22 protein-coding genes are annotated in these 24764 nt (G+C 42.7%); 12 read left to right on the forward strand and 10 right to left on the reverse strand.

The annotated features are described in order from the left end of the window. Positions 1-129: 129 nt before the first annotated feature. From rpoH to ftsY, 4 genes are all read right to left on the reverse strand, one after another. A complete protein-coding gene (rpoH, locus tag EGC86_RS18005; protein WP_011635768.1) occupies positions 130-987 on the reverse strand; it encodes an RNA polymerase sigma factor RpoH in 858 nt (285 codons plus the stop codon). A 232-nt stretch (positions 988-1219) separates the two neighbouring features. Further along, positions 1220-2185 (reverse strand): permease-like cell division protein FtsX, encoded by a 966-nt coding sequence (gene ftsX / locus EGC86_RS18010; RefSeq protein WP_123778460.1) that lies wholly within the window; start codon positions 2183-2185, stop codon positions 1220-1222. Next, a complete protein-coding gene (gene ftsE / locus EGC86_RS18015) occupies positions 2182-2871 on the reverse strand; it encodes a cell division ATP-binding protein FtsE (protein WP_011635766.1) in 690 nt (229 codons plus the stop codon). The genes ftsX and ftsE overlap by 4 nt, the downstream gene beginning before the upstream one ends. Before the next feature lie 3 nt (positions 2872-2874). Next, entirely contained in the window at positions 2875-4638 is a 1764-nt protein-coding gene (gene ftsY / locus EGC86_RS18020) for a signal recognition particle-docking protein FtsY (protein ID WP_123778461.1), read from the reverse strand. A 180-nt stretch (positions 4639-4818) separates the two neighbouring features. Between ftsY and rsmD the strand changes: the two genes are divergently transcribed. Both rsmD and EGC86_RS18030 read left to right on the forward strand, forming a co-directional pair. Then, a complete protein-coding gene (rsmD, locus tag EGC86_RS18025) occupies positions 4819-5418 on the forward strand; it encodes a 16S rRNA (guanine(966)-N(2))-methyltransferase RsmD (RefSeq protein ID WP_123778462.1) in 600 nt (199 codons plus the stop codon). 10 nt (positions 5419-5428) lie between these two features. Then, complete coding sequence (locus EGC86_RS18030) at positions 5429-5725, forward strand: DUF1145 domain-containing protein (RefSeq protein WP_102037341.1); 297 nt, start codon at positions 5429-5431, stop codon at positions 5723-5725. Between the two features lie 78 nt (positions 5726-5803). Here EGC86_RS18030 and EGC86_RS18035 read toward each other — a convergent pair whose 3' ends face one another. Next, positions 5804-6367, reverse strand: a complete 564-nt coding sequence (locus EGC86_RS18035) for a NapC/NirT family cytochrome c (protein ID WP_123778464.1) — start codon at positions 6365-6367, stop codon at positions 5804-5806. Between the two features lie 709 nt (positions 6368-7076). Here EGC86_RS18035 and EGC86_RS18040 point away from each other — a divergent pair. The 6 genes from EGC86_RS18040 (at position 7077) to EGC86_RS18065 (ending at position 14359) form a co-directional block, all read left to right on the forward strand. Then, complete coding sequence (locus EGC86_RS18040; RefSeq protein ID WP_123778465.1) at positions 7077-7835, forward strand: PepSY domain-containing protein; 759 nt, start codon at positions 7077-7079, stop codon at positions 7833-7835. Then, a complete protein-coding gene (locus EGC86_RS18045; RefSeq protein WP_123778466.1) occupies positions 7835-8560 on the forward strand; it encodes a PepSY domain-containing protein in 726 nt (241 codons plus the stop codon). Before EGC86_RS18040 ends, EGC86_RS18045 begins: the two co-directional genes overlap by 1 nt. Before the next feature lie 183 nt (positions 8561-8743). Further along, entirely contained in the window at positions 8744-9190 is a 447-nt protein-coding gene (locus EGC86_RS18050; protein ID WP_123778467.1) for a CopL family metal-binding regulatory protein, read from the forward strand. A 92-nt stretch (positions 9191-9282) separates the two neighbouring features. Then, complete coding sequence (locus EGC86_RS18055; protein ID WP_123778468.1) at positions 9283-9600, forward strand: heavy metal-binding domain-containing protein; 318 nt, start codon at positions 9283-9285, stop codon at positions 9598-9600. A gap of 95 nt (positions 9601-9695) precedes the next feature. After that, positions 9696-11204 carry an efflux RND transporter periplasmic adaptor subunit gene (locus EGC86_RS18060; RefSeq protein ID WP_123778469.1) on the forward strand — a complete coding sequence of 503 codons (1509 nt, stop codon included), beginning with the start codon at positions 9696-9698 and terminating at the stop codon, positions 11202-11204. Positions 11205-11215: 11 nt separating this feature from the next. Beyond that, positions 11216-14359 carry an efflux RND transporter permease subunit gene (locus EGC86_RS18065; protein WP_123778470.1) on the forward strand — a complete coding sequence of 1048 codons (3144 nt, stop codon included), beginning with the start codon at positions 11216-11218 and terminating at the stop codon, positions 14357-14359. A 97-nt stretch (positions 14360-14456) separates the two neighbouring features. Here the strand turns inward: EGC86_RS18065 and EGC86_RS18070 are convergent, their stop codons facing one another. The 5 genes from EGC86_RS18070 to plsB form a co-directional block, all read right to left on the reverse strand. After that, positions 14457-14720: a hypothetical protein gene (locus tag EGC86_RS18070; RefSeq protein WP_059745864.1), complete on the reverse strand. Its 264-nt coding sequence runs from the start codon at positions 14718-14720 to the stop codon at positions 14457-14459. Continuing rightward, a complete protein-coding gene (locus tag EGC86_RS18075) occupies positions 14717-14980 on the reverse strand; it encodes a hypothetical protein (protein ID WP_059745865.1) in 264 nt (87 codons plus the stop codon). The genes EGC86_RS18070 and EGC86_RS18075 overlap by 4 nt, the downstream gene beginning before the upstream one ends. 213 nt (positions 14981-15193) lie before the next feature. After that, positions 15194-15970, reverse strand: a complete 777-nt coding sequence (locus tag EGC86_RS18080) for a VOC family protein (RefSeq protein ID WP_123778471.1) — start codon at positions 15968-15970, stop codon at positions 15194-15196. 145 nt (positions 15971-16115) lie between these two features. Beyond that, positions 16116-17372 carry a tryptophan permease gene (gene mtr / locus EGC86_RS18085; RefSeq protein WP_123778472.1) on the reverse strand — a complete coding sequence of 419 codons (1257 nt, stop codon included), beginning with the start codon at positions 17370-17372 and terminating at the stop codon, positions 16116-16118. Beyond that, complete coding sequence (plsB, locus tag EGC86_RS18090) at positions 17372-19795, reverse strand: glycerol-3-phosphate 1-O-acyltransferase PlsB (RefSeq protein ID WP_123778473.1); 2424 nt, start codon at positions 19793-19795, stop codon at positions 17372-17374. Before plsB ends, mtr begins: the two co-directional genes overlap by 1 nt. A 264-nt stretch (positions 19796-20059) precedes the next feature. On the opposite strand from plsB, the gene lexA reads away from it, so the two are divergent. From lexA to ctaD, 4 genes are all read left to right on the forward strand, one after another. Continuing rightward, entirely contained in the window at positions 20060-20674 is a 615-nt protein-coding gene (gene lexA / locus EGC86_RS18095; RefSeq protein ID WP_059745867.1) for a transcriptional repressor LexA, read from the forward strand. After that, positions 20671-21177, forward strand: a complete 507-nt coding sequence (locus EGC86_RS18100; protein WP_059745868.1) for a cell division inhibitor SulA — start codon at positions 20671-20673, stop codon at positions 21175-21177. The genes lexA and EGC86_RS18100 overlap by 4 nt, the downstream gene beginning before the upstream one ends. A gap of 394 nt (positions 21178-21571) precedes the next feature. Next, positions 21572-23158, forward strand: coding sequence for a cytochrome c oxidase subunit II (gene coxB / locus EGC86_RS18105; protein WP_123778474.1), 1587 nt, complete (start codon positions 21572-21574; stop codon positions 23156-23158). Positions 23159-23167: 9 nt separating this feature from the next. Beyond that, the gene (gene ctaD / locus EGC86_RS18110) at positions 23168-24763 is read left to right on the forward strand and encodes a cytochrome c oxidase subunit I (protein ID WP_011635747.1); all 1596 of its coding nucleotides are present in this window, start codon (positions 23168-23170) and stop codon (positions 24761-24763) included. Position 24764 lies beyond the last annotated feature (1 nt).

Genomic DNA, 24764 nt, shown 5'->3' on the forward strand with positions numbered 1-24764 from the left:
TGGAACACTCTAAGTTAAAAATCAATTAATTAATGCTCATAAAATTGCGTCGCCAAATCATCAAATTTAAGCCATAAAAAAACCTGCCGTAGCAGGTTTTAATCTATCAGAATCGAATGCGCTGGAGAGTTACTCCATACAAGATTTAAGCTTGTTCATGGCATTCTTTTCTAGTTGTCTGATTCGCTCAGCAGAGACTTCATAAGTCGATGCAAGTTCCTGCAAAGTCACTTTAGTATCATCTAACCAACGCGCACGTAATATATGCTGACTACGTTCGTCTAAGGTTTTAATTGCCGATAATAAGCGTGTTTGAGAGTCTGCTTCCCAATTGGCGTGTTCAACCTGATCTGCCACATCTGAAGAATGATCTTCTAAATATAATGCAGGGGCAAAATCATGATGGTCGTCATCGCTGTCATTGGTTAAGTCGAAGGCCGGATCTTGAGCTGCCATTCGTGATTCCATTTCGGTCACGTCTGCTTTCGATACACCTAAATTCTCTGCAACCATTGTCACTTCAGCGTCACTAAACCAACCTAAACGCTTTTTAGACTTACGAATATTAAAGAATAATTTACGTTGAGCTTTAGTGGTCGCTACTTTCACGATACGCCAGTTTTTCAACACGTATTCATGAATTTCAGCTTTAATCCAATGCACCGCAAAAGACACAAGGCGAACACCAACATCTGGATCGAAGCGTTTAACCGCTTTCATCAAACCAATGTTACCTTCTTGAATAAGATCTGCCTGTGGTAAGCCATATCCTGAATAACCTTTCGCAACATGCACAACAAAACGAAGATGCGACATAATTAATTGTTTTGCCGCTTGTAGGTCGCCATTTTCTTGTAAACGCTTGGCGATGTCGTACTCTGTATCCGCGTCCAACATATTGATGCTGGTCACAGACTGGATGTACGCTTCTAGGCTACTAGCATTGTGTGGAACCGCCAGCGCCATTGATTGCGTTTGATAAGTCATTCGCTCTCCTACTACATTCAAAAATATATTTCAGCTAACTTCAGTACGATGAACAAGCTCTCTTGGTTCACTACACAACAGAGTTCACTCGATTTAGCCGATAAACTATCAACTATATGACATCATATGTCAAATAAGGTTCTACTAGATGAACATTTTTACCGCAAGATCATCACAATGCAAGTGAACAAACGTTCATTATTGTGGCTCAACTTTAATTATACGCCTGCTATTATGACGGTTCAATGCTACGTAAGTGTTGTCGTACAGATAAATATGAGCCCAACCAGCCTAAAAATGATGCCAATAACATCAGTTTAATCAATTCTGAAAATGATAATGACTGAATGGTTAATTCACTGCCGTATAACCCCAGCAACTCAGCTAAGGCGCCATCGAGATACCACACTAACACATTAATAATGAGCCAAGCCAAAATGCCACCGATGACCCCATACCAAATTCCAGTGTATAAAAACGGACGTTGAATAAAGGCTTCGGTTGCGCCGACTAGCTTCATTACTTCAATTTCGGTTCGACGGTTCATAATAGCTAGTCGAATCGTATTGCCTATCACTAATACCACCGCAAGAACCAGCAAGGCAGCAATCGCCAACACGGTTTTTTCAAGTAGTTTAAGCAATGCTTGCAGACGTTCTAACCATTCAATGTCTAAACGACCAAAATTAACTTCTGATTCACGTTCTAATTTTACCAGTAACTCACGCGCCCCAGCAGGGCTAGAATATTTAAGTGAAGGCGTTACGGTTACCACTGCGGGTAATGGGTTTTCATCTAAGTATGACAACGCCTCACCAAAACCAGATAAGCGTTGAAACTCTTCTAATGCTTGATCGCGACTGATATAGGTCACCGATTCAACTTCACGGAAAGCTTTAATACGCGACAACAAACTTTGAATAGATTGTTCACTGCGGCCTTTGTTAATAAATAACGAAATTTCAGCGGCACTGTTCCAAGATTGGGTGATGTTTTCAGCATTTTTTACCAGTACCTGCAATGCCGCCGGTAAACTTAAACTCACGCCCAATACTGCCATAGTCATAATTGATGAAACAGGGCTGCGCCATAGTTCGCCCATACTCGACATGCCTTGTTGCACATGGCGAATAAAAAACATCACAATGCGACCGCTTAAAGGTAATTTACTCTGAGTAATATTCACTTTTTTACTCATCGTATTGTCTCCCCACCAGCAGTAGAACTTTCTCCACCGAGCATACGTCCTTCACGCAGAGTAAAAGTGCGATATTTCATGCGCGCAATAAGGCCTAAATCATGGGTGGCAATTAGCACGCTAGTACCCGAGTCATTAAAGGCTTCGAATAAGCGTAAAATATCCATCGATAATTTAGGGTCTAAGTTACCCGTAGGTTCATCGGCCAACAACAGTGGTGGCTTGTTAACAATAGCGCGGGCAATGCCGACTCGTTGTTGTTCACCACCCGACAGCATTATCGGCAAATGCCGTTCTTTGCCATATAAACCCACCATGTCGAGTGCGCCAGCAACACGCTTACGAATTTCGCCATGGGTGAAACCTTCGATCACTAACGGCAAGGCAATATTGTCAAATACGGTTTTATCCATCAACAAGTGATGATTTTGGAAGATCACACCAATATTACGACGTAAATAGGGCACATGTTTTGGCCCTACATTGGCAATGTTATGCCCATTAATAGATACCTTACCTGCCGTAGCACGTTCAATAACCGTAATGAGTTTGAGCAAGGTACTTTTACCCGCACCAGAATGGCCGGTTAAAAAAGCCATTTCACCTTGTCGGAGGTGAAAATTGACATCCATAAGGGCCTTTTGGCCTCCAGCATAGATTTTACTGACCTGCTCAAATTGGATCATAAATTATTGGTCCGTTTTATCCTGGCTAAATAATGCTTCAATAAAATCATTGGAGTTAAAAGTACGCAAATCATCAATTTGCTCACCGACACCAATATGACGAATAGGAATAGAAAACTTATCGGCAATCGCAAAAATCACCCCGCCTTTGGCGGTACCATCTAATTTACTGATGGTAATCCCCGTCACGCCAACCGCTTCTTTAAACAACTGTGCTTGGCTAATAGCATTCTGACCAGTGCTAGCATCTAGCGTTAGCATGACTTCATGAGGCGAATCTGGGTCGAGTTTTTTCATCACTCGCACGACTTTCTTCAACTCTTCCATTAAGTGACTTTTGTTTTGCAAACGTCCCGCTGTATCTGCAATTAATACGTCTACTTTACGCGCTTTAGCGGCTTGTAAGGCATCGAATATAACTGAAGCACTGTCTGCGCCAGTATGCTGGGCCACTACCGGAATGTTATTGCGTTGTCCCCACACTTGTAACTGCTCAACTGCCGCTGCGCGGAAGGTATCGCCGGCAGCTAACATGACAGATTTACCTTGGCTTTGGTACTGTTTAGCCAGTTTACCAATCGTGGTGGTTTTACCTACACCATTGACACCAATCATAAGAATGACAAATGGGCCATTGGCGTTATCGGGAACTAAAGGAATAGCTACCGGATCGAGCATTTTTTGCATTTCTTCACGCATTAAATCATAAAGCGCTTCAGCATCTTTAAGCTGCTTACGAGATGCATGCTCGGTCAGGCTTTTAATTAATTTATTCGTGGTTTCAACACCCACATCAGCGATTAACAATTGTTCTTCGAGTTCTTCAAATAACTCTTCATTAATTTTTTTACCGCGGAATAAGCCAATGAAGCCAGAACCAATATTCTCACTGGTGCGCATTAAGCCACGTTTTAAGCGGGCAAACATACCCTCTTTTTGTGGTTTAGCTTGCGGTTCATCTTGTTGTGCTAACTCAATAGACTCTATCGGTGCTTGTTGCTCGGCTGCCTGTTGTTCTGCTAATTGTTGTTCTGCTAATTGCTGTGCGGCTAGTTCTGCAGCTAAGGCTTCAGTTGCTAACGTTTCTGCTGCAGTACGCTCAGCATCGACACGGGCTTGTTCTACTCGTTCATTGTCGACACGCTCTTGCTCAAGACGCTTCTTTTCTAAATTAAGCTGCTCGAGACGCAGTTGTTCAACACGTTCGGCTTCTAAGCGTTCAGTTTCTAAACGCTGAGTCTCTTGTGCTTGCTTTTGTTGCTCAGCCTGCTCAGTGGCTAGCTTTTCTGCAGTAATACGCTCAGCATCGATACGGGCGAGTTCTGCTCGTTCATTGTCGACACGCTCTTGCTCAAGACGCTTATTTTCTAGATCAAGCTGTTCAAGACGAAGTTGTTCAACACGTTCAGCTTCTAAACGTTCAGTCTCTAGTGCTTGCTTTTGTTGCTCTGCCTGCTCAGTAGCTAGCTTTTCTGCGGCGAGCTTTTCTGAGGTTAAAACATCAGCGGCCAACTTATCTGCAGCAATACGCTCAGCGTCGATACGGGCTTGTTCTGCAAGCTCAGTTTCAAGACGTTCTTGCTCAAGACGTTCAACGTCTAGGTGCGCTGTTGCTTCAGTTTGCTCTAGCTGCTCAGCTTGTTGAGGTTGCTCTGCAGTCTCTGTTACAACTTCATTCTCCGCATCAACATCGAGTTGCTGCTGTTCTTCAACTTCAGGGACGGGCTTATCTTTACGAAACCAGGAAAAAAAACCTTTCTTTGCCATGTTTGCTACCAGTATTTATATGCTTAAAAATTCAGTTGAAGCCGTTTGTTGCATCTCTCACCAGTAAAATGATGAATACTCACATTTAATCACAAGTTTGATATAAAATAACGACGGTTCAGATTGTGGCATAGTCTACCACTTTCTTTTTTCTTTGTTCAGGCAAATCACGAGGATGAGATGGCTAAAAAAAATACCAGCAGCGGTCAGGTGCGGATTATTTCAGGTCAATGGCGATCTCGTAAGCTACCGATCCATGATCTTGAAGGTCTACGCCCGACAACAGATCGCGTTCGCGAGACCTTATTCAATTGGCTTGCTAATGATATCCGTGGTGCCAAAGTGCTCGATTGCTTTGCCGGCAGCGGTGCATTATGCCTTGAGGCTTTATCCCGTTATGCAAGCTTTGCAACCATAATTGAACTGCAAAAAAATGCTGCTAATCAGCTAAAACAAAATCTTGCCACCCTGCAATGTCAAAATGCAGAGGTTATTAATGCCGACTGCTTGCAAGTGCTTGCTAAAGGTACACCTGGTGGGTTTGATATTGTGTTTATCGATCCACCGTTTCGTAAAGATTTAGTAAACAAAACCATTGAGTTATTGATGCAACATCAATGGTTAAACCCCAATGCACAAATTTATCTCGAAACCGAATCAGAATTAACCTCAGTCAATGTGCCAGCAACCTGGGTTGCCTTAAAAGAAAAAAAGGCAGGTCAAGTATGTTATCGACTGTACCAATACCAGCCGAACGATAACCTGTTATCGGCCGATTAAGTTAATGCCGATGTCTATAAACGATATTGTACTGATTGGTAAAACGGCCACTTTGTCGATGTGGTGTTTGGTGGCTTACGGCTTTTTTATTTTCAGCCCAGATGTCTCACTATTTTTAAATGTGTTCGCCAGTATCACCGCGGCAATGCACATGATACTTGTACTACTCACACGCTTAAAAAATCTTCGTAACAATAAGCCTGCAGTACATTATCGAGAGATTTTGCTGTGGGGAGTATTTGCACTATTTGAGCAATATCATTCACGGCATTCTAGCCCGCTTGTTAACGGCATCAACAAATATTAAAAATGGCGATTATCTGAGGCATTGGCATAAAAAAACCTCGTTATTTAACGAGGTTTTTTAGTTAACAACATCGGCACATTACTTTTTAGGGTAAGGATGCGCGACACCTTTATGACAATCGACACAGGTCTTTCTGTCTTCTGGTGCTTTTTTAAAATTCATACTGTGCATTCTTACGGCCATTTTCTTCATCGTATCAGGCTGATCTTCATAAATACGAGTGTGGCAATGCTGACAGTTAGCAGAATCATTACTGCGGAAGTATTTTAAGGCTAGGTCCGCTTGTTCTTTACGGTTTTCATCTAACCATTCTTGCGTCATAAAGCCATCAATGGTCATCAAGCCGATTAAATCTTTAGAAACAATAATTTTCTTAACTAAATAATCAAATGGGCCATGTGGTAAGTGACAATCTTGACATTGCACGGTGACACCTGCTCTACCACCACCATGAGCTGACGCCATAACTTCATCTCTTAACGAATGGTCACGGTGACATGTCATACAAAAAGCATCGCTACTTGTTGCATGTAAAGTTTGTTGTGTTGCGAAATAACCCACGACACCCACAATTACACCAACCACAATAAGGGCAATAATCGAGTACTTCGCGCTTGGTTTAAATAGTGCACGCCAGTTCATTGTTCAATCTCCGTAATAGCAAAAAAGTAATTTCTAATATTTATAAGTCTAGTTTAGGATTATTCGAAATTATAAAATTGATTTTAGTCGCTATTTTGAGAATTGCTTATCTAAAATATGTCTAAAATGCGAGCTAGATCTCGACTTTTACTCGTGCCGTACCAAAACAAACACCGATTACCGAATCAAACTACCGAAGTGGTTAATGAGGATAACGTTGAACCACAAGATTAGCTTAGTAGTCACCGAACTTGAGTTATAAGTTTGAGTTTTGCCTTCGTCCTTGGCTAGTGGGTAATAATACTTAAGGCAAAAAATTAACCACAGAAATTTAGATAAATGCATCATATTTGGTAAAGGGCATGAGATAAAATTTATAAATTCAGATTTTATTCCATGTCCAATGCTAGCTTAACAATCACTTGTTGCCCGCTCGTTTATTCACCGTTAGCAATGACAACTAATGATAAGTGTGATGCTATTCCATTACATGCTGCTCATTGTTAACCATTAATTGCATGCTGGTAATGCAAGTACGGTTATTGTGATCTGTTGACAGCACTTCTTTAGCTTCACGATTAACATAAATTGCTGCAAACTATGAGTCACTTAACAGATAATGCTATTCCGATGGTCATTTACAGCCTGATTTACTAGCGTAAAACGCTTTTTAACCAAACCAATAATAAAAATAATAAGGTTAATTTGAATGCACAAAGCAGCAAGAACACTCCATAAATGGCTGATGCTGTTTCTCGGGCTACAGTTTGTGATTTGGTCAGTGACAGGAACATATATGGTGTTTATGCATATTGACTATATTCATGGTGATTCGCTAATCAGTAACCCTCAAACAAAAATCAACCCCGATAAACTGCAGTATTCATTAGCAAAACTGTTACAAACTTATCCTGAAGCAGAGCAAATAAACGTCGGTAAACTGATGCAACAAGACGTATACCGCTTCTCTATTCCGGCCATAAATACGACCATAATCACGACTCAGCAAGTAATGCTAAATGCGCAAACAGGTGAACGTTTATCGCCACTTAACCAAACGGCAGCCATAGCATTAGCGCAATATTATTACCTGGGTAATGAATCCATTACCAACGTGAGTTTACTGAACGACAATCCACCTTTTGAACTCAGTGCTCGTCACTTACCGGCTTGGCGAATTAATTTCGACCATTTTTCCGCCCCTTCACTTTACATCTCGGCTGACAGCGGATTAGTAGTAGGTAAGCGCCATGCATTTTGGCGTTTATTCGACTGGATGTTTCGCTTTCATGTGATGGATTATGGCGATGCTGAAGAAATCGATAACCAATTATTATTCTGGATAGCGTTGTTCTCGACTTTAGCTACCGTTAGCGGGTTAATATTAGTGTATTTCAGGGTATTACGTCGTACTAAAAACAAACGTAAGCCTATGTTGAGCAAGCGTAAACACAGTGGGGTTGCCTAATGTTTTGGGTCAGAAAGCTGCATAAATGGGCATCAGTCATTGTAGGGATTCAGTTACTCCTATGGTTAATTAGCGGGCTGTATTTTAATCTTATGGATCACGATAAGGCTCAAGGGCTTACTCACCTTAACGATACTCACGCTGAAGTGGCAATAGAGACTCATCGTTTACTTGAACCTGGTACTATTTTGGCCGCCTTTAAGCCTAGCGTATCGCTTAGTATCATTACTTTATTAGATAAACCTTACTACTTATTAACCCATGAAAAGGGTTTATACAATAATCTTAACAATGACTACAGCTTGGTTGATGCTTATGACGGTAACCAAGTAATAATTGATACCACAATGGCACAACAGTTGGCCAAAGCATCTTATTCTGGAGAGGCTACAATAAGTTCAACTCTCTTACTCACTCCGCCGTTAGACGACTTTCCTAAACAGCACAATGACACTTGGCAGATAAACTTTGCTGATAACATTGGCACCAGCGTTTATATTGAAGCGCAGTCGGGTCGACTTGTCGGCCACAGTGATGAGCATACACGTTTAGCCGATATATTTTTTATGCTGCACTTTATGGATTACACCTGTGAAGGCAGTTTTAATAACATCCCTATCATGATTTTTGCATTTATCACTTTATGGTTAACTTTTAGTGGGTTAATTTGGGTGATTGATATGCTCAAGCGCAACAGGTATCGACCCAAATTAAAACGTAGATAATGGCGATTTTAACGTAAGTCGCCCCTAAATTAATGAAATGGAATGTGTATCACACGAAAATGATCATAAAAACGTTATTATTATCTTCTGATTAATGAATATAATCTGTTATTACTTGAAAGATGTTTACTGAAGTAAAGGTCTGTTAAGCTAACCCCTAATAAACGACTTGGTTAAAGCTAAATGAGAGCAAAGCAGTCAAACTATTGGATCATCGCCATCACTTTGTTCGCACTTGTCGGACAGGGGTTGTTGACTAATGACAGTTTGATGGTGCCGATGGCCCATGCAGAAATGGCTCAAACAATGTCCGCTCAAACCGATAAAACAACCAACACCACATCAGCCATGTCACACAAGGCAATGAAGAACTGCCACGATGATATGCAAAATGCCGTCAATGATGTGGACGAACCTATTGCCACAAAGTTACCGCAAAACAGCTGTTGTAATGGTTCCGGATTTTGCAGCTTGGATTGTAACCACTGTTTAACTATTTCGTTTACCGCCAACCTAATTGATATTCCATTGGCCACGACCAGTATTCCCGTTTACTCTGCACCGCTTGCGATGGTTGTTAACCATGTGTCAATCGCTTTCCCTCCCGCGTTCCGCCCTCCTATCGCTTAATTCAATTGATCATTCTTGTGCGTTGAGCACATTCAATATTATTGTTTTTAGCGTTTATCATCATGGCTATCATGATGAATATCGAGGTTATTATGAAAAAGTTCCCATTTTTTAATGTGCTATTAAGTGCATTCGTTGGGGTCATCATCCCCGCAGCTCTCACATCAACTGTTGCTTATGGTGCAGAGCACGATCATGCCCAGCATCAGTCGCAAGCCAGTAAAACCTATACCTGCCCGATGCATCCTGAAGTGATCAGCGATAAAGAGGGGCGCTGTCCCATCTGTAATATGTTTCTCGTTGTCAAAGATGATCAACAAGAGACCAGCGCTGGCGACACTCAACATCCGATGGCTAACATGCATGGCGCTATTCCAAAAGAACCAAGCCTAGCAGACAAGTTTAACTGATCATTCTTGTGTGTTGAGCACATTCAACATTATTGTTTTTAGCGTTTATCATCATGGCAATCTTCAGTATTGCCATGATGAATATCGAGGTTGTTATGAAGAGATTCCCACTTTCTAGTGTGCTATTAGGCGCGTTTGTTGGGGTAATGATCCCCGCGGCTTTCACATCACCTGTCGCTTATGGCGCAGAGCACGATCATGCCCAGCATCAGTCGCAAGCCAGTAAAACTTATACTTGCCCGATGCACCCTGAAGTGATCAGTGATAAAGAGGGAACCTGCCCCATCTGTAATATGTTTCTCGTCGTCAAAGAAGAGGAAGAAGAGTCCACCATTGACGACACTCAAGATCCAATGGCAAACATGCAAAGTGCGACTCCTGTAAAACAAAGCCAAGCAGATAAGGTGTTTAGCCAACCTAAACCTACATTAGTGCCGGCAGCAAATCAGAGCGACAGCACCAATGTAAAATATGTTTGTCCAATGCATCCACATGTGGTGTCCGATGCTCCTGGAACCTGCCCTATTTGCGGGATGAATTTAGAGAAAGTCACCGTTACCGATGCAAGCCAAGAAATTGTTGTCGGTGTTTCTGGCGGGATGCAACAAGCTTTGGGTATGCGAAGCCATGTAGTTGAAAAAACCAGTTTGTCGCGCCAAGTGAATACCATAGGCACGGTGCAATATAATGAAAATGCGATTGGCCATGTGCATACACGCGCAACCGGATGGATAGAAACGCTCACGGTACATAACGTGGGACAACAGATAAAAAAAGGCCAACTTTTATATGAGCTTTATTCACCCGAGCTCGTCAATGCCCAAGACGACTATTCCCAAGCTCAAGACTACCTTTTGCAAGATAAAAAACGAGGTAGCAGTTTATTACTTAAAGCACGTAAACGCTTAGAGCTGCTTGGCGTCGATACCTCGATAATTGATCGTTTAGAAAAAACCGGTGAAACCATTTTTAAAGTGCCTTTTTATGCCCCACAAGATGGCTTTATCAGTAAGCTAACCGTGCGTCATGGCATGTATATTCAGCCTGGAGATACCTTGTTTGAAATCGTTAATTTAGACAGTGTATGGGTCATTGCTGATGTATTTGAAAATGAACAAAGCTGGCTACAACAAGGCCGTAAAGTCAGTGTTAGCGCTGCAGCACAAGGGCTGTTTGATATTGACTCGACAATTGACTATATCTACCCAGAATTAGACCCTGTCACCCGAGCGATGCGAGTGCGGATCAAGCTTAACAATCATAACGATAAACTCAGACCTGGCAGTTTAGTTGATGTGACCTTATTTGGCCTGCCAAAAGATAATGTGCTCACTGTACCAACTGAAGCACTGATCCTTACCGGACGTGAAAACCGTGTGGTGGTGCAACGCAGTGATACCAGCTTTGCTTCCGTGCCAGTCAAAATTGGTATGATGGCAGACGGTAGAGCTGAAATCTTAGAAGGACTGAATGAACATGACAAAGTGGTTATTTCAGGGCAGTTCTTATTGGACTCAGAAGCCAGTATTCAAGGCAGTTTACAGCGTTTAAGTAATGCGCCAACGACCAAAGAATCAACCACTACCGATGCTCACCAGCACTAAGGAGCACGACAATGTTAGCAAAAATTATCAGTGCTTCAATAAAGCAACGCGTTATGGTGTTGATACTCACGGCCGTTATCGCGTTAGTGGGTTATCAAGCCATGCGCATGACCCCACTGGACGCGCTACCTGATTTATCAGACGTACAAGTTATTGTAAAAACCTCTTACCCAGGCCAAGCACCGCAATTAGTTGAAGACCAAATTACCTATCCATTGTCATCGGCCATGCTGGCCGTGCCAGGAGCCAAAACAGTACGTGGTTTTTCAATGTTTGGTGACTCGTTTGTGTATGTCATATTTGAAGATGGCACCGACATCTATTGGGCACGTTCACGCGTGCTTGAATACTTATCGCAAACCCAAGACCAACTGCCAGCTGGTGTCACACCCAGTATTGGCCCAGATGCATCGGGAGTGGGTTGGATTTTCCAATATGCCTTAGTCGATCGTAACGGACAGTATGATTTAGCCCAACTGCGTTCATTACAAGATTGGTTTTTAAAACTTGAATTACAAAGTGTTGCCGGAGTATCCGAAGTTGCGACTGTTGGCGGTATGGAACAAACATATCAAGTGGTCGTCGACCCACATAAGCTAGCACTGTATAAAATCGACTTAATGACCATTAAAAACGCCTTAGATAACTCCAATAGCTCGACAGGCGGCTCGGTGATTGAAATGGCCGAAGCAGAATACATGATCACTTCAAGTGGTTATCGCCAAACCATTGCCGACTTTGCAGAAATTCCACTGGGAATTTTATCTGAAACTGGCACACCAGTATTAATGAAAGACGTTGCCCAACTACGAACCGGCCCTGCGGCGCGTCGTGGTATTGCCGAACTCGATGGCAAAGGTGAAGTTGTCGGCGGTATTGTGGTGATGCGCTATGGTGAAAATGCTCTTGAAACCATTAATAATGTTAAGCAAAAACTAAAGGAGATCAGTAATGGATTACCTGATGGGGTCGAATTAGTCACCACTTATGATCGCTCAGAGTTAATCTTACGCTCAGTCGATAACCTTAAGCATAAAGTGCTAGAAGAAATGCTGGTTGTCGGACTTATTTGCCTACTATTTTTACTGCATGCACGCTCAACGTTAGTCGCGATAATCACCTTACCTATTTCGATTTTAGTCAGCTTTATCGCCATGAATATCATTGGTGTCAATGCCAATATTATGAGCTTAGGCGGTATTGCCATTGCCATTGGAGCTGTGGTTGATGCGTCAATTGTGATGGTCGAAAATACCCATAAACATTTAGAACACTATCGCCAAAAACACGGTAAAGCTCCTGAGGGGGATGACCATTGGCAACTAGTTAAAGAAGCTTCAATTGAGGTTGGCCCTGCATTATTTTTCAGCTTATTGATTATCACCCTAAGCTTTACGCCGGTCTTTGCCCTTGAAGCGCAAGAAGGACGTTTATTTCACCCGCTAGCCTTTACCAAAACCTTCGCTATGGCGGCTTCTGCCATTTTAGCAATTACCTTAATTCCGGTGTTAATGGGTTATTTTGTCCGCGGTAAAATCCCTGATGAGCGTAAAAACCCCATTAGCCGAGTATTAATTGCCATATATCAACCATTGTTAAAATGGGTACTGCATTTCCCTAAAATCACCATCGGATTAGCCATTATTGTGCTATTCAGTGCTTACTACCCATTAAGCCAAATGGGTTCAGAGTTTATGCCCACCTTAGAAGAAGGTGACCTACTTTACATGCCCACCACGCTACCCAGTGTAAGTGCAGGCAAAGCAGCAGAAATATTGCAGCAAACTGACCGACTGATAAAAACAGTACCCGAAGTTAAACGCGTGTTTGGCAAAGTGGGCCGAGCCATTACAGCAACAGACCCAGCGCCGCTAACAATGCTAGAAACCACCATCATGCTCAAACCGCCTGGCGAATGGCGTGAAGGCGTAACCTTAGAGAGCATTATTGCTGAACTGCAAAAAACCGTGCGTATACCAGGGATGACCAATGCTTGGGTGCAACCGATTAAAACCCGTATCGATATGCTATCTACCGGCGTGAGAACCCCTGTCGGCATAAAAATATCGGGCGCAAATGTTGAAGAACTACAACGTATTGGTGCAGAAATTGAAGCGGTAGTAAACCAATTACCGGGAACTGAATCGGCATTTTCACAACGCAGTAGCGGCGGCCGTTATATCGATATCACACCAGATCTTAAAAATGCCGCACGTTATGGCATGACCTTAAAAGACATCCAAGATGTGGTAAAAATTGCCATTGGTGGCATGACAATAGGTGAATCAATACAAGGTCAAGAACGCTATCCAATCAATATCCGTTACCCACGAGAGCTACGTGACAACATCGAGAAGCTCAGAAATTTACCCGTTCTGACTAAAACGGGTAAGTACTTACCGTTAAGTTATCTCGCCGAGCTGAAAATTACCGATGGTGCGCCTATGCTAGCCAGTGAAAACGGTCGCCTTATCTCGTGGGTGTTTGTCGATCTGAAAGACATTTCTATCGGTGAATATATCGTTGCAGCAGAAAAGGCACTTAAACAACAAATTACCCTTCCTCCACGCTACAACTATAGCTTTGCTGGGCAATACGAGTACATGCAACGCGTAGACGCCAAAATGAAAATGGTGATCCCATTAATGATCGCGGTGATTTTTATGTTATTGATGATGACTTTCAACTCAGTAATACAAGCATCGGTGATCATGTTAAGTTTACCTTTTTCATTGGTGGGTAGTGCATGGCTATTATATGGTCTGGACTTTAATTTTTCAGTTGCTGTATCTGTCGGCATGATTGCCTTAGCAGGGGTCGCTGCAGAGTTTGGCGTGGTGATGCAGGTGTACCTTAATAATAGTATTAAGGCCTATAAAGAAGCCGACAACTACCACAGCAAAGCGGATTTAACGGCTGCATTAATTGAAGGTGCAGTGATGCGCATTCGCCCTAAAGCCATGACCGTCGCCACCATCTTTTTTGGTTTACTACCGATCATGTGGGGAAGCGGTACGGGTAATGAAGTGATGCAAAAAATTGCTGCGCCTATGGTCGGAGGAATGGTCACAGCGCCGCTACTGTCGCTATTTGTTATCCCAGCAATTTACTTGCTGATATATGGCCGTAAGTTACCCAAGCAATCATTATCTTAAATTTATTTAACCAGAGTTGAGGTTATTACTTTTACCCCTATAAATAAAAATCCCAAACGATTAATCGCTTGGGATTTTTTATATGCTAATCAAAGTGTTATTTACGCTTAAGTGATTCATTAAGTTGGTCGGCTTCATCTTGTTTCTTTTTACGACACGCCGCAATATCGTCAGGATGCCCATATTTGCATGGATCGCTGGCTAAAATTGCCCTAGGGACATTCAGTATCATGTAATCTGTGTCATTTTTATTGTCATCTGCATTGCCACTATTACCAATATTGATGATATCGGTACCACGGCATCCCGTGAGTATCACTAAGCTAGATAACAAGCTTAATTGGATTATCCGTTTTTTCATTGTTGTAATATTCCTTGTTTTTGACGCGCAAGCAGCATCATGCGGATAATCCCCCATAGCATAATAATCGCACCGATAATCAACATAATAATAATGATCAAAGGGTTGGCTAACATAGGCAAGAAATCTTGGTCAAACCCTACAAGGATACCGTAGAGCCCAAGACCAAATAATATCGTGCCAGGAAAATCGATCAGTGCCACTAACAACATACTGCGATGAATACTGGCTAATGTGATTTGGGTGTTTTCCTGTGTCATTCACTCATCCTTGTTTAAATACACTAACTCTTACCAACAACTAATAGTAACACTCTACTAACAGTAACATTTTACCAACAACTCAATATGACATCACTTAATAATCAAGGTTCAATCGGCACTCTACATTAAATGATACTCTAGCTTTAATCGGCAACACACGAATATAAATAATCAACATTCATTATGTAAAAATATAATTTTCAGATCTAATTATTCCGCAGCGAATAACGCAATAATTGAAAAAACCCCACCTTGTGGATCATTGAGTACTGAAAAACGGCCTACGTTAGGAATATCGGTTGCTGGCACACAAACAGTAGCTCCCAAGGTTTGTGCTTTAGTAACTGATACATCACAGTCATCAACGGCAAAGTAACTCATCCAGTGGGCAAGAGTATCACCCCATTCTGCAGTCATTTCCATCATTCCGCCAATGGCTTGTTCATCCGCATACCATTCGGTGTATTCAAAATCAGCCACATCATTAAGCTTAGTTTGGTAACCTAATACTTGGCTATAAAACTGTTTCGCCGCAGCGGTATCACGACAAGCAAGCTCAACCCAACATAGGGTATTTGATTCTTGCGATCGCTTAATGCCAATATGGTCTTGGCCTTGCCATAATGCAAATCGACAGCCTTCTGGATCTGTGCATAGCGCCATACGGCCAGCATCTCCAACAGAATGAGGCCCCGCAATAATCTCACCTCCAGCTTGAGTCACAGCCTTAGAGGTAGCATCAACATCATCGACCGCAAAATAAATTGTCCAATGAGTTGGTAAGGCCTCCATTTCTGCTGGCATTGGGTACATTGCCGCAATATCATCACCGTCGATTTGCAGCATAGTATAATGCCCTTCTGGCATAGGCATATCATCTGCTCCCCAGCCAAATAGCGCCTGATAAAATGCTTTACCTGCCGCCCAATCATGAGTTGCTAATTCAATCCAGCAAGGCTGTCCTTGTTGATACTGTTGTACCTTCATTATCCTAATCCTTTATAAAAATAGTTGCCTTGATATAGCCAACATGAAACTTGTCTTATAAGTTAAGTCGATATCAGCAGAAAAGCAAAAAGCCTTCAAACGAAGGCTTTTTGGCTAAAAGTTGTTTCACCGGAATTTTTTGCGTCTATTTAAACACCGGCAATATATCGGCCATGGCCAGCAAATGACACGTGGCAGTGATAACCCCAAACAACACCACAATAGCAATTAACGGGGTTCCACCAGGGACTTTAAATCCCTTTGAGTCAGGATATTGTTGTCTTACTTTATAGGCTAATAATGCTGGTACAATAACAGCCCAAATAGTGGCAGCTAGCGCAGCAAAACCAATCGCTAAAATAAATCCATTCGGAAATAACAAACCAAGGACTGTTGGTGGCACAAACGTGACCGCTGCCGTTTTAATTCGTCCTGATCGCGAGTCGTCAAACCCAAATAAATCAGCAAGGTAATCGAACAAGCCTAGTGTCACACCTAAAAATGATGAGGCGACGGCAAGATTAGCAAATAGGGTTAACATGTTATCCAGCCATTGGCTGGCAATAACCCCAGACAACGCACCCACTAACACACCTATATTGCCACCTTGAGCAATAATATCGGCAAACTGGCTTCGTTGAATATTACCCATCGTTGCCACTAACCAACATATATAAATCACCAATGCGATAGTAGTTCCGGTAATAATCGCCTTAACGATGGTTTTGGCATCTTTACCGTAATATTTGACTAAACTTGGCACATTGCCGTGATAACCAAAACTGGCTAAGCCAAATGGAATCGCGGCAAGTAAATAAGGCAGGTAACGCGATTCACCATCAGGCGACGCTAGCTTTATGGTATCGATATCGATTAATAAGTTACCAATAGCCAAAAAGAAAGTAATCACCATACCGCCAAGCATGATTGTGGTGATACGGTCGACCGCTTTAGTACTAATAAATACCACCAGAGCCAACACTACCGCAAACACTAATCCGGCTACGCTCTGCGGTAGGCTTACGCCCAATGCAGACAGACTGTGATTCACAATCGAACCACCACCGCTGATGTAAGCATAGGTTAAAATATATAACACAAACGCAATCGAAACGCCGTTAATCACCCGCCAGAACTGCCCCAGAGTCACCCGAGTTAAGGTGTCAAAACTGTCACCTGGTTCAAAATGCAAATTGGCTTCTAATAACAATAAACCCGACATTAGCATGCAAAACCAAACGCCGAGTAACATCGCGATAGAATAGCCAAACCACATTCCAGCACCAACAACAGGTAACGAAAACATCCCCGCACCCACAGTGGTTCCGGCAATAATCATCGCCCCACCCAATACAGATTTACCGCTGGTACGATGCTTAGCAGCATTCATATGATTAGCCATTATTGTCCGTGCTCCGCTTCCACACTATCAACAATGGTTTGTCTTACTAAAGAGCTGAGTAATTTATTAGCGTTATCACGAATTCTGATCACTTCTGCACGATGTTCGTCACTGCATAAATAGCCCAATTCTTTCAGTTTCACACTCAGGGTGTTATATAATTTTTTGTCATAAAATTCTGGTGCGGTAATACCGTGCAGCGCGCCTAATCGTTGTGCTAACAAATGGCTATCGCGTTCCAGTTCTGAGCGCTCAAGATCAGGTTTTATTGCCAGTAAATTAAAAATAATCGCATAACGTTGCAACGTTTCACTGATAGTTTCGGCTAACAATAACACTTGGGTAATATGACGAGGCGTTATCTCAAATTGATCGCTACCTGTCAGTAAACCTTGTTCAACCATGAAATCTAAAATGCAATCTACATGTTTAGGCACATCATCAATGCCCATAAAGAGTTCAGCTTTAAGCAATGGATAAAAGTCCATTACAATGGCATGAATTCGCTGACGGTCGCACACATCATAATGCACTAAACAACTGGCAATTAATGACGGAAGCGCCATTAAGTGAATAATATTGTTACGGTAATAACTCATGGTGATGGCAATTTTTTCATCAACAGAAATGATTTCGCCAATAAGGTCTTTGGTACTCACAAACTTATTTAACGACAAACAATGATCAACAATTGACTTGCCATTACCTTCTGCCACTGAGGCGTATTCGGTATAAGGCACTGTTTTAAGTAAGGCTAAATACAAATCAAGCTGACGCTCTAACTGGCTTCTTTCTAACGCATTTTGCTCTGACGCTAGTAACACTAAACTGGTCAATGTTACTGAGCTGGCTGCGGCAGCGCCATTGATATTAGTCATTACACGGTTAGCCAATAAATTAACTGATGGCGTAAACCAAGACGGTTTTTGATCAGGATCTTTAGCTAGCTCATCACGCCACTCTGGCGCCTGCTGATTTAAGAACTGTTGTAAATTAATCGGCTCACCAAAATTCACATAACCTTGGCCAAAATTGCCTAACTTACGAATAGCACCAAATACCTGCCAAACTGATTCTTTTTTCTTTTTCTTACCGCTTAATTCTTTGTGATACGTCGCCACTTCCATCACATGGTCATAACCTAAATACACGGGTACTAAGGTCACTGGGCGCTCTATCCCACGTAGCACACTATTAATTGTCATAGCCAACATACCGGTTTTAGGCGCTAACAAACGTCCGGTACGCGAACGGCCGCCTTCAGTGAAATACTCGACCGCATAACCCTTAGCAAATAACTGATCTAAATATTCACGAAATACTGCGGTATAAAGTTTATTACCATTAAAACTACGACGGATAAAGAATGCACCACCACGGCGGAACATCGGCCCTGCTGGCCAAAAATTAAGGTTAATACCGGCAGCAATGTGCGGCGGAACCATGCCCTGATAATACAAAATATACGACAGTAGCAAGTAATCCATATGACTACGATGGCATGGAACGTAAACAATTTCATGGCCATCATGATGTAACTGTCTTACTTGTTCGGCACCTTTGATATTGATACCACTGTATAATTTGTTCCATAACCAAGTAAGGAAACGTTCGGCAATACGCACCAAACTGTCAGAATAGTCGGCGGCAATTTCATCAAGGTATTCAATGGCGGTTTCACGCGCTTTCTCGACCGTTACTTTCTTATTCGCAGACTCTTCTTCAATGGCTTTTTTGATAGATTCTGATTTTAATAAAGAGGCAAACAACGCTTGTCGATTAGGTAATTGTGGCCCTGTCATCACTTTGCGTTGACGGCGGAAATGCACTCGGGCGACTCGGGTTAATTTGTGAGCAATTCTTTTATCAGTACCATGTTCATCGGCCATATGACGAAGCGATAGTGCATTAGAAAACTGGACGAAATTATGGCGCCCTAAAAATAAAATCATTAACCATTTACGTAACCACGTAGGGTTTTCACGTTCAAATACTGCAGCTTTCATGCTGTCTTCTTCTTTACCGGGGGTACGTCCCCAATAAAGGCAAACAGGAACCAACTGTATATCTAATTCAGGACTCTCACTGTGAAGTGACAATAAGCTGGTAAAATAATTAAGGAATTTGTCACCACTTTCACGTTTACCAAACAGTGGTTTGCGGCCCTCTAAACAGACCACACGAGGCACGGTTAAGCCATCAAGCTGTAATGGCTCATAAGGACTGGGCAGACCAAAGCCCTCGGTGATTTCGCTCAACGCGGCAATATCGCTAATAGATTCCGTTTTCATTAAATAAACCAAAGGTTTAGTTGGATCTATATTGAGGTCATCAAAAGGATCGTGAGGTACCACAATGGTCTGTACCATCCACTTTTGAATCCATCTTAATGCTTGTAAAAATATTGAATCTGGTTTTGACATGGTTATTTTCGCAACATAAGCCACTGTAATATTGATGTATAGGATACCAGAAACCACCCTGCTTACACTATCAGACCGATCTATCTTTACGCTTAAGCTCTCACTATCAGAAATAACATAAGACAGAACATTAGTAATAGTTAACTAAAACATATTGTTGAGTGATACTTAATCAACAAAATACAAAAAATAGTTGGTTAATACTTGCGCGAACACAAACACTGTATATAATGACAGTCACTGTATAAAAAGACAGGAATCATCATGAGACCGTTAACGCCGCGCCAAGCAGAAATTTTAGACTTAATTAAAAACAATATCGCCGAAACAGGTATGCCACCCACTCGTGCTGAAATTGCGAATCGTCTTGGCTTTAAAAGTGCTAATGCCGCCGAAGAGCATTTAAAAGCATTAGCCAAAAAAGGCTTTATCGAGATCATGCCTGGTACCTCAAGAGGCATTCGTTTACCTCATGAAGAACAGGTTGAAACCGGTCTGCCACTGATTGGGCAGGTTGCTGCTGGTGAACCAATTTTGGCTCAAGAGCATGTAGAGCAATACTATCAAGTCGATCCAAACATGTTTAAGCCCGCCGCAGATTTTTTGCTGCGAGTGCGTGGTGACAGCATGAAAAACATCGGAATTTTAGAAGGCGACTTACTCGCTGTACATAAAATGCAGCAAGCACGTAATGGCCAGGTTGTTGTGGCACGTGTTGATGATGACGTCACCGTAAAACGATTTGAACAAAAAGGTAATGTGATTTATCTGCATGCCGAAAATGAAGATTACAATCCGATAAAAGTAGATTTAAGTTGCCAAAGCCTAACTATCGAAGGGCTTGCCGTTGGCGTTATCCGTAATGGAGATTGGTTATGAACAAACTAATGGGCATCGCGCCACGCCACCCGGGCTTATGGGTAGATTTAACTGAAACAGAACTGCATGGCACCCAAACCATTCAAACATTACAAACTGTCACTCAAGGTGAAGCTGAACTGAGCCAATTGTGCAGCCAGTTAGCGATATTGAGCCAGCAAGGCAGATGGATTGTATTAATTAGCCCGCCCCATATTGGCTATAAACATATGCTGGCAAGTGCTGGTGTAAGAATGGATCGCATTTTACTGGTGCACACCAAAGATGAAGTCGAAACATTATGGGCCATGGAGAAAGCGCTCACTAGCGGTACATCGAGCGCAGTAGTGACTTGGACAAGCTCACTTGATGCTCGTGATAGTCGCCGTTTAGAAATTGTCGCTAAAAGTGCACGTGCATTAGGGGTGGTAATTGAAGATGTGAATGCTCACTTACCTCACAAACATCAACTTGTTAGCCCTACTTTAACAAATGGAACAAGTAATTTTTGCTCATTTCACTAAGCACGAACCCTTCATTACCAAGCCCTGTATTGAATTCAGGGTTTTTTTTCATCTTTTTTCAGCCTATTAGCCAACAAAGTGATCTTGATCAATGTTTAATCTACAAGTAATGTGGTTAACAAGGATGAAACATTTTTTATCTTTAATTGGACGTGAATGACAGTAATCAAGATTACTTTCAGACAAATGAGCCAAATCAAAATTGATAAGTTCAGTCGTAGGTACAAGCGTGGTGCACAGCTAACAATAAACCGTAGACCGTCTGTTTACAGCCACCAAAGTACTTTGAGGTCATCAAACTTTTTTCGGGAACCGAAGAGTTTGCATAGAGCAGAGAATTACTGTGTGACTCTTCTTTGTAGTTGCTATTTGCAATTAGCAGAGGAGTAGTCTTGTGAAGCAATGGTTGTATTGTTTACTGGTTGTGTTTGTAGCACTTCCGCTTGGGGCAACAGAAATGCCCCTCAACATGACTCAAGGCGTGACAGATATCAGTGGCAAGGTTTACGACCTCCATATGACAATTCTTTATATCTGTTGTGTAATTGGGTTAGTGGTGTTTGGGATCATGATTTACTCAATTATTTATCACCGCAAATCAAAAGGCGCTGTCGCGGCCAATTTTCACGAAAGTACCAAAGTGGAAATTGCTTGGACCGTCATCCCTTTCATCATCTTAATCGGCATGGCTATTCCAGCCACCAAAACCTTGATTGCTATGGAAGATCCCAGTGATGCTGATCTCACCATAAAAATTACTGGGTCGCAGTGGAAGTGGCATTACAGCTATTTTGATAAAGACATCGAATTTTACAGCACATTATCCACCCCCAGAGCTCAAATTGATGGCAGTGAGGCCAAAGGAGAACATTACCTCCTCGAAGTCGATAAGCCATTAGTACTGCCTATTAATCAAAAAGTGCGCTTCTTGATGACATCTGATGATGTTATTCATTCATGGTGGGTGCCGGCGTTTGCCGTTAAAAAAGATGCCAATCCAGGCTTTATTAACGAATCGTGGACCCGCATTGATAAACCCGGTATTTACCGCGGCCAATGTGCCGAATTATGCGGTAAAGACCATGGTTTCATGCCGATTGTGGTGCAAGCATTATCGGAGGCCGATTTTGATAATTGGTTAGTGGAGCAAAAACAACTAGCAAGCAATGCTGCTGCAGCCGCTGCGGCATCAATGTCTAAAACCTTGTCTCTTGAGGAGCTAACCTCACAAGGTGAGCAAATCTATATTGCTAGGTGCGCCGCTTGTCATCAACCCAATGGCGCGGGTCTTCCTGGTGTATTCCCATCATTAATTGGCAGCCCAATCATAAAAGGGCCTGTTGAAGATCACCTGAATATCGTCTTAAACGGTAAACCAGGAACCGCAATGCAAGCCTTTGCAAAACAACTTAGCGCCCAAGAAATTGCCGCAGTAATTACCTTTGAGCGTAATGCCTGGGGCAATAATAGCGGTGATGTAGTGCAAGCAGTTGATATAGGCAACTTTTTAGGCAGTAACGAGGCAAGCACCGAACCAAGTAAAGCAGTAACCGATGCAGCAAGTACTATTGCAGCCACGGCAACTGACATTACCGATGCGGTTACCGACAAAGCCAATCAAGTTGTCGAAGCCGTAGCAGAAACTGTTGTACCAGAGGATCTGCCCACTTTAACCTTGGAGCAATTAATTGCTGAAGGTGAGCAGGTTTATGCTACGACATGTGCTGCGTGTCACCAAGCCACTGGCGCAGGTTTACCTGGCGCTTTCCCTTCACTTATTGGCAGCCCTGTTGTTACCGGACCGGTTAGCGGACATATCGATATCGTTATGCACGGTAAACCAGGAACCGCAATGCAGGCATTTAGTGGTCAACTTAGCCCTCGCAAGATGGCGGCGGTGATTACGTATGAGCGCAATGCGTGGGGCAATAATTCTGGCGAGGCGGTGCAACCTGCCGATGTCGCTAGCCATGGACAGTAGGGGAAAACAATGAGCACAACAACGCACGATACACTGGCTACCGCTCATGATGATCATCATCACGGGGCTCCGAAGGGGCTAATGCGCTGGCTACTCACCACTAACCATAAAGATATTGGATCGCTATATTTATGGTTTAGTTTCATTATGTTTCTTACTGGCGGCGCCATGGCAATGGTCATTCGAGCTGAATTGTTTCAGCCTGGATTACAGCTAGTAGAGCCTAACTTTTTTAATCAGATGACCACAGTTCATGGTCTCATCATGGTATTTGGGGCGGTGATGCCCGCTTTTACCGGATTAGCTAACTGGTTAATTCCAATGATGATTGGTGCGCCAGATATGGCACTACCGCGAATGAACAACTGGAGCTTTTGGATTTTACCCTTCGCCTTTGCCATGTTATTAGGTTCGCTATTTATGGAAGGCGGCGGTCCTAACTTTGGTTGGACATTCTATGCCCCGCTCTCAACCACCTATAGCCCTGACAGTACCGCCCTATTTGTTTTCTCCATTCACATCATGGGAATAAGTTCGATAATGGGCGCAATTAACGTCATTGTAACCATTGTAAACTTGCGAGCTCCTGGCATGACATGGATGAAGTTACCTTTATTTGTGTGGACCTGGCTTATTACCGCATTTTTACTGATTGCGGTAATGCCAGTGCTCGCAGGTGCGGTCACCATGGTATTAACCGATAAGTTTTTTGGTACTAGCTTTTTTGATGCAGCAGGTGGTGGCGATCCGGTGATGTTCCAGCATATTTTCTGGTTCTTTGGTCATCCCGAAGTTTACATCATGATTTTACCGTCCTTCGGTATTATCTCCGCGATAGTACCAACCTTTAGCCGTAAAAAGCTGTTTGGTTATTCCTCAATGGTTTACGCCACTGCCAGTATTGCCATTCTGTCATTTTTGGTATGGGCACATCACATGTTTACCACTGGTATGCCTGTTTTTGCCGAATTGTTTTTCATGTATTGCACCATGTTGATTGCCATTCCAACCGGGGTGAAAGTGTTTAATTGGGTCGCAACTATGTGGCGCGGTTCTATGACATTTGAAACCCCAATGCTGTTTGCTGTGGCATTCATAATCCTGTTCACCATTGGTGGCTTTTCGGGTTTGATGCTGGCAATTACCCCTGCGGACTTCCAATACCACGACACTTACTTTGTCGTAGCTCACTTCCATTATGTACTGGTTACTGGGGCGATATTCTCCATTATGGCGGCGGCTTATTATTGGCTGCCTAAATGGACCGGCCATATGTATAACGAGACCTTAGGCAAGTGGCACTTTTGGTGTTCGGTAATATCCGTCAACGTGTTGTTTTTCCCAATGCACTTTCTAGGTTTAGCGGGTATGCCACGTAGGATCCCCGACTACGCTGTACAGTTTGCCGATGTGAATCAAATTGTGTCGATTGGTGGCTTTGCATTTGGTTTATCTCAGCTAATTTTCCTTGTTGTGGTACTCAAATGTATCAAGGGTGGCAAACCCGCTGGAGATAATCCTTGGGAAGCAGCCGAAGGCTTGGAATGGTCGATTGCCAGCCCAGCGCCATATCACTCATTTACCACTCCACCGGAGATTAAATGAG

The organism is Shewanella frigidimarina (genome assembly GCF_003797125.1).
Taxonomy (GTDB): Bacteria; Pseudomonadota; Gammaproteobacteria; order Enterobacterales; family Shewanellaceae; genus Shewanella; species Shewanella frigidimarina.

Excerpts from the sequence above, each read along its gene's own strand:
- rpoH (WP_011635768.1), bottom strand. The coding sequence starts at position 987 with ATGACTTATCAAACGCAATCAATGGCGCTGGCGGTTCCACACAATGCT.
- ftsX (WP_123778460.1), bottom strand. The coding sequence starts at position 2,185 with ATGAGTAAAAAAGTGAATATTACTCAGAGTAAATTACCTTTAAGCGGT.
- ftsE (WP_011635766.1), bottom strand. The coding sequence starts at position 2,871 with ATGATCCAATTTGAGCAGGTCAGTAAAATCTATGCTGGAGGCCAAAAG.
- ftsY (WP_123778461.1), bottom strand. The coding sequence starts at position 4,638 with ATGGCAAAGAAAGGTTTTTTTTCCTGGTTTCGTAAAGATAAGCCCGTC.
- rsmD (WP_123778462.1), top strand. The coding sequence starts at position 4,819 with ATGGCTAAAAAAAATACCAGCAGCGGTCAGGTGCGGATTATTTCAGGT.
- EGC86_RS18030 (WP_102037341.1), top strand. The coding sequence starts at position 5,429 with ATGTCTATAAACGATATTGTACTGATTGGTAAAACGGCCACTTTGTCG.
- EGC86_RS18035 (WP_123778464.1), bottom strand. The coding sequence starts at position 6,367 with ATGAACTGGCGTGCACTATTTAAACCAAGCGCGAAGTACTCGATTATT.
- EGC86_RS18040 (WP_123778465.1), top strand. The coding sequence starts at position 7,077 with ATGCACAAAGCAGCAAGAACACTCCATAAATGGCTGATGCTGTTTCTC.
- EGC86_RS18045 (WP_123778466.1), top strand. The coding sequence starts at position 7,835 with ATGTTTTGGGTCAGAAAGCTGCATAAATGGGCATCAGTCATTGTAGGG.
- EGC86_RS18050 (WP_123778467.1), top strand. The coding sequence starts at position 8,744 with ATGAGAGCAAAGCAGTCAAACTATTGGATCATCGCCATCACTTTGTTC.
- EGC86_RS18055 (WP_123778468.1), top strand. The coding sequence starts at position 9,283 with ATGAAAAAGTTCCCATTTTTTAATGTGCTATTAAGTGCATTCGTTGGG.
- EGC86_RS18060 (WP_123778469.1), top strand. The coding sequence starts at position 9,696 with ATGAAGAGATTCCCACTTTCTAGTGTGCTATTAGGCGCGTTTGTTGGG.
- EGC86_RS18065 (WP_123778470.1), top strand. The coding sequence starts at position 11,216 with ATGTTAGCAAAAATTATCAGTGCTTCAATAAAGCAACGCGTTATGGTG.
- EGC86_RS18070 (WP_059745864.1), bottom strand. The coding sequence starts at position 14,720 with ATGAAAAAACGGATAATCCAATTAAGCTTGTTATCTAGCTTAGTGATA.
- EGC86_RS18075 (WP_059745865.1), bottom strand. The coding sequence starts at position 14,980 with ATGACACAGGAAAACACCCAAATCACATTAGCCAGTATTCATCGCAGT.
- EGC86_RS18080 (WP_123778471.1), bottom strand. The coding sequence starts at position 15,970 with ATGAAGGTACAACAGTATCAACAAGGACAGCCTTGCTGGATTGAATTA.
- mtr (WP_123778472.1), bottom strand. The coding sequence starts at position 17,372 with ATGGCTAATCATATGAATGCTGCTAAGCATCGTACCAGCGGTAAATCT.
- plsB (WP_123778473.1), bottom strand. The coding sequence starts at position 19,795 with ATGTCAAAACCAGATTCAATATTTTTACAAGCATTAAGATGGATTCAA.
- lexA (WP_059745867.1), top strand. The coding sequence starts at position 20,060 with ATGAGACCGTTAACGCCGCGCCAAGCAGAAATTTTAGACTTAATTAAA.
- EGC86_RS18100 (WP_059745868.1), top strand. The coding sequence starts at position 20,671 with ATGAACAAACTAATGGGCATCGCGCCACGCCACCCGGGCTTATGGGTA.
- ctaD (WP_011635747.1), top strand. The coding sequence starts at position 23,168 with ATGAGCACAACAACGCACGATACACTGGCTACCGCTCATGATGATCAT.